Below are 4553 nucleotides of genomic sequence, written 5' to 3'. Positions count from 1 at the left end.
GATGACCTGCTCGTGGGCAACCATGCCGGTCATGCGCACGGCGTGCACCGGCACTCCCTGTACGTCAGCGCCACGCGCCCCATTCAGGGACTGCGTGGTGGCGTCAGGCTGCTCGGCCAAACCGGCTGCCTTACGGGCCCGCGCGATACCTTCCGCGGTGTGCACCGCAGTACCCGAAGGCGCGTCCACCTTGTTCGGGTGGTGTAGCTCCACGACCTCGGCGGACTCGAAGAAGGGTGCGGCAATCTCCGCAAACTTCATGGTCAGCACTGCGGAGATGGCGAAGTTCGGTGCGACGAGCACCCCGGTCTCCGGGGATTCCTCTAGCCAACCGCGGACGGTCTCGAAACGCTCCTCCGTCCAGCCGGTGGTACCGACGACGGCGTGGATGCCATTCTTAATGCAAAACTCCAGGTTGCCCATCACGGCATCCGGAACGGTGAAGTCCACAACGACCTCAGCCTTGTTATCCACCAGCGTCCGCAGGTCATCGCCGTGGTCGATGGCGGCTACCAGCTCGTGGTTCGCGTCAGCCTCAACGGCGGCGACAACGGCGCTGCCCACGCGCCCGCGGGCACCCAAAACACCAATGCGAGTCATAGATCAATCGCTCCTTTATAGCTCGAATTTAGCCCGTAGCAAGTGGTTAGTTGTCTTCAACCAGAACCAGGGAGATCTTGCCACGGTTATCGATGTCCGCGATCTCCACCTCGAGCTTGTCGCCCACCGAGACCTCGTCCTCAACGCGCTCGATGCGGCGGTCGCCACCCAGGTTGGAGATGTGGATCAGGCCGTCGCGCCCCGGCAGCAGGGAAACGAATGCACCGAAAGCGGTGGTCTTCACTACCGTGCCCAGGAAGCGGTCACCCACCTTCGGCTGCTGCGGGTTCGCGATGGCGTTGATCTTCTCCTCCGCCTCGCGCGCGGCCTCGCCGCCGACGGCGGAGATGAACACCGTGCCATCGTCCTCGATGGTGATGTTCGCGCCGGTCTCCTCCGTGATCTGGTTGATGGTCTTGCCCTTCGGGCCGATGACCTCACCGATCTTGTTCTGCGGAATGTTGATGCTGGTGATCTGCGGAGCCAGGTCGCTCATGTCATCCGGAGAGTCAATGGCCTCGCCCATCAGCTGCAGGATCTCCAGGCGCGCGGTGCGCGCCTGCTGCAGGGCCTCGGCCAGCACGTCGGACGGAATGCCGTCGAGCTTGGTATCCAGCTGCAGAGCCGTCACGAAGTCGGGAGTGCCCGCAACCTTGAAGTCCATGTCGCCGAAGGCATCCTCGGCGCCCAGGATGTCGGTCAGGGTGACGTACTTGTCCTTGCCGGCCTTGCCAGCCTTGCCGGTCACCAGCCCCATTGCAATACCCGCCACCGGCGCCTTCAGCGGCACGCCGGCGTTGTACAAGCTCAAGGTCGAAGCACACACGGAACCCATGGAGGTCGATCCGTTGGAGCCCAGAGCCTCCGAGACCTGGCGGATGGTGTACGGGAAGTCGTCACGGCTGGGGATCACGGGCGTCAATGCGCGCTCCGCCAGCGCACCGTGGCCGATCTCGCGGCGCTTCGGGGAGCCCACGCGGCCGGTCTCGCCGGTGGAGTACGGCGGGAAGTTGTAGTGGTGGATGTAGCGCTTCGTGGTCTCCGGGCCCAGAGAGTCGATCTGCTGTTCCATCTTCAGCATGTCCAGCGTGGTCACACCCAGGATCTGGGTCTCGCCACGCTCGAACAGGGCGGAGCCGTGCGCGCGTGGCAGCAGCTGGACGACGATGCCCAGGTCGCGGATCGTGGTGCTGTTGCGGCCATCAATGCGGAAGCCATCCTCCAGGATGCGGCGGCGCACCACGGTCTTGGTGACCTCATTGTGTGCCGCGCGGATCTCCGCCTCGCGCTCTGGGAACTCCGGCAGCAGATCGTCAACGCTGGCCTGCATGTTCGCGGCGAGTGCCTCGTCGCGCTCCTGCTTGTCGGCGATGGCCATGATGTCTTCCAGCGCATCGAGTGCTTCCGCCTGGACAGAGGCGAAAACGTCCTCGCCGTAGGGCGGGAACAGTTCGAATTCGCGCGTCTCGGCGTCCACAGCCTTGGCAAGAGCGTCCTGCGCCTCACAGAGCGTGGCGATGAACGGCTTGGCGGCCTCGATACCCTGCGCCACAACCTCTTCGGTCGGCGCCGGTGCACCCTCGGCGATGCGCTCGACGACGGTGTCGGTAGCGCCGGCCTCGACCATCATGACGGCAACGTTCGGCTCGCCGCTGCCCGCGCTCTTACCGCGACCGCGACCACGGCCGCGAGCGGGCTTCACCGGCTCGGTCACGCGACCGGCCACGACCAGCTCGAAGATGGCCTTTTCTTCCTGCTCGCGCGTAGGGAAAGCAACCCACTGGCCCTCCGGGTGGTCGGAATCCACGACCAGCGCCATGCGCACGCCACCCACCGGACCGGAAACCGGCAGGCCGGACAGCTGGGTGGAGGCAGAAGCGCCATTGATGGCCAGCACGTCGTAGCGATCCTTCGGATCCATCGACAGGACGGTCACGATGACCTGCACCTCGTTGCGCAGGCCGCGCACGAAGGTGGGGCGCAGCGGGCGGTCGATCAGGCGGGCGGCCAGGATCGCATCCGTGCCCGGGCGACCCTCGCGGCGGAAGAAGCTGCCCGGAATGCGGCCGACGGAGTACATGCGCTCTTCCACGTCCACGGTCAGCGGGAAAAAGTCGATGCCTTCGCGAGGCTGGCGGGAGGCGGCGGTGGTGGACAGCAGCATCGTGTCCTCATCCAGGTAGGCCGTCACTGCCCCATCGGCCTGGCGGGCCAGCAGCCCAGTTTCAAAGCGGATGCTGCGGGTGCCGAAGTCGCCGTTATCAATGGTGGCCTCTACTTCCCACACACCGGCATCCGGGTCAACGAGCTCTGCTTGGATGTTCTGCTTCTTCGTACTCATAATGGAGTTTCGCAATCGCCTTTCTGCGTTACCTTGCGTTGCACTCCACGGCGGTTGCCTGTTCGTCTGGTCTTCGGTGCCGACGCCACCGACGTGGAGTTTTTCTTGAACTTTTCGATTGGCTTTTATGATTTAACCGGCATCAAGACTAGCACGAAATAGCACAAACGCCCGCCACCTCGTCCTTTGAGAGGTGGCGGGCGTGTGATTTAAAGCTTTAGCGACGCAGACCCAGGCGCTCGATCAGGGAGCGGTAGCGATCAACGTTGTTCTCGGCCAGGTACTTCAGCAGGCCCTTGCGGCGACCAACCAGCAGCAGCAGGCCACGGCGGGAGTGGTGGTCGTGCTTGTGGTACTTCAGGTGCTCGGTCAGCTGACGAATGCGAACGGTCAGCAGTGCGATCTGAGCCTCCGGGGAGCCCGTGTCGGTCTCGTGCAGGCCGAACTCCTTGAGAGTCTCGGTCTTCTGTTCCTTGGACAGTGCCATGGATGAATCTCCTTGATAGTTATTTCAGTCCGCGCGAAAGGTTTAACCAGCGACTACCGCAGACCACAGTCGCTAGACCTGGGGAGTTTAGCACGCCCACGCCCCAGTTCCCAAAACGCTTAGCCCAGCGCCTTGCGGGTTTCGGTGACATCCCGGCCGATCGCCTCGATCAGTTCGTCCAGGGAGTTGTACGTCTCCATTCCCCGCAGGTGGTGTACAAACTCCACCGCGATGTCCAGGCCGTATAGGTCGGCATCGTGGTCCAGGATGAAGCTCTCCACGCTGCGCGGCTCATGGCCGAAGGTGGGGTTGGTGCCAACGGAGATCGCGGCCGGCAGCCGCTCGCCCACCGGCATAGTGCCGATGGTCGCCCCGGTGGAGATCCCGTGTCCCGGCAGGATCGTCACGTAGCCAGCGTAAACGCCGTCAGCGGGCAGCGCGAACTTCTCGGCGAAGTACAGGTTCGCCGTAGGGAATCCCAATGCCCTGCCGCCGCGGCCAGCACCGTGGGTAACTTCCCCCGCTACCCGGAAGTGCCTACCCAGCGCCTTGTTCGCGCCGTCCACGTTGCCCTCGGCCAGGGCCTGGCGGATCCACGTAGAGCAGACCACGTGGTCGCCGTCTTCCAGCAGCTCCAGCACGTCTACCCGCATGCCGCGCGCCGCACCCAGCTCGCGCAGCGTCTCGGGTGTGCCCGCCGCCTTGTGACCAAAGGTGAAGTTGTCCCCCACCACCACGGCCTTAGCATTCAGCATCTTGACCAGCACCTGGTCCACATACTCCTCCGGCGACCAGCTGGCGATCTCCTTGGTGAAGGAAACGACGACCACGTGGTCGATGCCGTACTCGTGCGCCAGCTCCGCGCGGCGGCGCACGCTCGACAGCAGCGGCGGCACCGCCTCCGGTTTAAAGACGACGGTCGGGTGCGGGTCGAAGGTGAACATCACGCTCGGCACTCCCCGTTCGCGCGCCAGGTCCACCGCCCGCTGCAGCAGTTCTTGGTGCCCGCGGTGCACGCCGTCGAACACGCCGATGGTCACGACGGTGCCGCCGGCAGCCAAGTGTTCGGGAATTCTGTCCAGTCCGTACCAGATACTCACACGTTGCATGCTAGTCGATAGTCTG

General features: G+C 64.3%; 4 protein-coding genes. All 4 read right to left on the bottom strand.

The genetic code is table 11. From position 1 onward, the window contains the following. Nucleotides 1–600 (bottom strand): 4-hydroxy-tetrahydrodipicolinate reductase (gene dapB, locus Q0331_RS06065; protein WP_298075557.1); only part of this gene is annotated, 600 nt, incomplete at its 3' end. 46 nt (nt 601–646) lie between these two features. Then, nucleotides 647–2941 (bottom strand): polyribonucleotide nucleotidyltransferase, encoded by a 2295-nt coding sequence (locus Q0331_RS06060; RefSeq protein WP_298075556.1) that lies wholly within the window; start codon nt 2939–2941, stop codon nt 647–649. A gap of 217 nt (nt 2942–3158) precedes the next feature. After that, nucleotides 3159–3428, bottom strand: coding sequence for a 30S ribosomal protein S15 (rpsO, locus tag Q0331_RS06055; protein ID WP_005295163.1), 270 nt, complete (start codon nt 3426–3428; stop codon nt 3159–3161). Nucleotides 3429–3547: 119 nt separating this feature from the next. After that, the gene (locus Q0331_RS06050) at nt 3548–4528 is read right to left on the bottom strand and encodes a bifunctional riboflavin kinase/FAD synthetase (protein WP_298075555.1); all 981 of its coding nucleotides are present in this window, start codon (nt 4526–4528) and stop codon (nt 3548–3550) included. Nucleotides 4529–4553: the final 25 nt, after the last annotated feature.

The organism is uncultured Corynebacterium sp. (assembly GCF_937999985.1).
In the GTDB taxonomy this organism is placed as follows: Bacteria; Actinomycetota; Actinomycetes; order Mycobacteriales; family Mycobacteriaceae; genus Corynebacterium.
The sequence above is the reverse complement of the archived record's forward strand: the minus strand, read 5'-3'. Positions and strand labels throughout refer to the sequence as shown.

Excerpts from the sequence above, each read along its gene's own strand:
- rpsO (WP_005295163.1), bottom strand. The coding sequence starts at position 3,428 with ATGGCACTGTCCAAGGAACAGAAGACCGAGACTCTCAAGGAGTTCGGC.
- Q0331_RS06060 (WP_298075556.1), bottom strand. The coding sequence starts at position 2,941 with ATGAGTACGAAGAAGCAGAACATCCAAGCAGAGCTCGTTGACCCGGAT.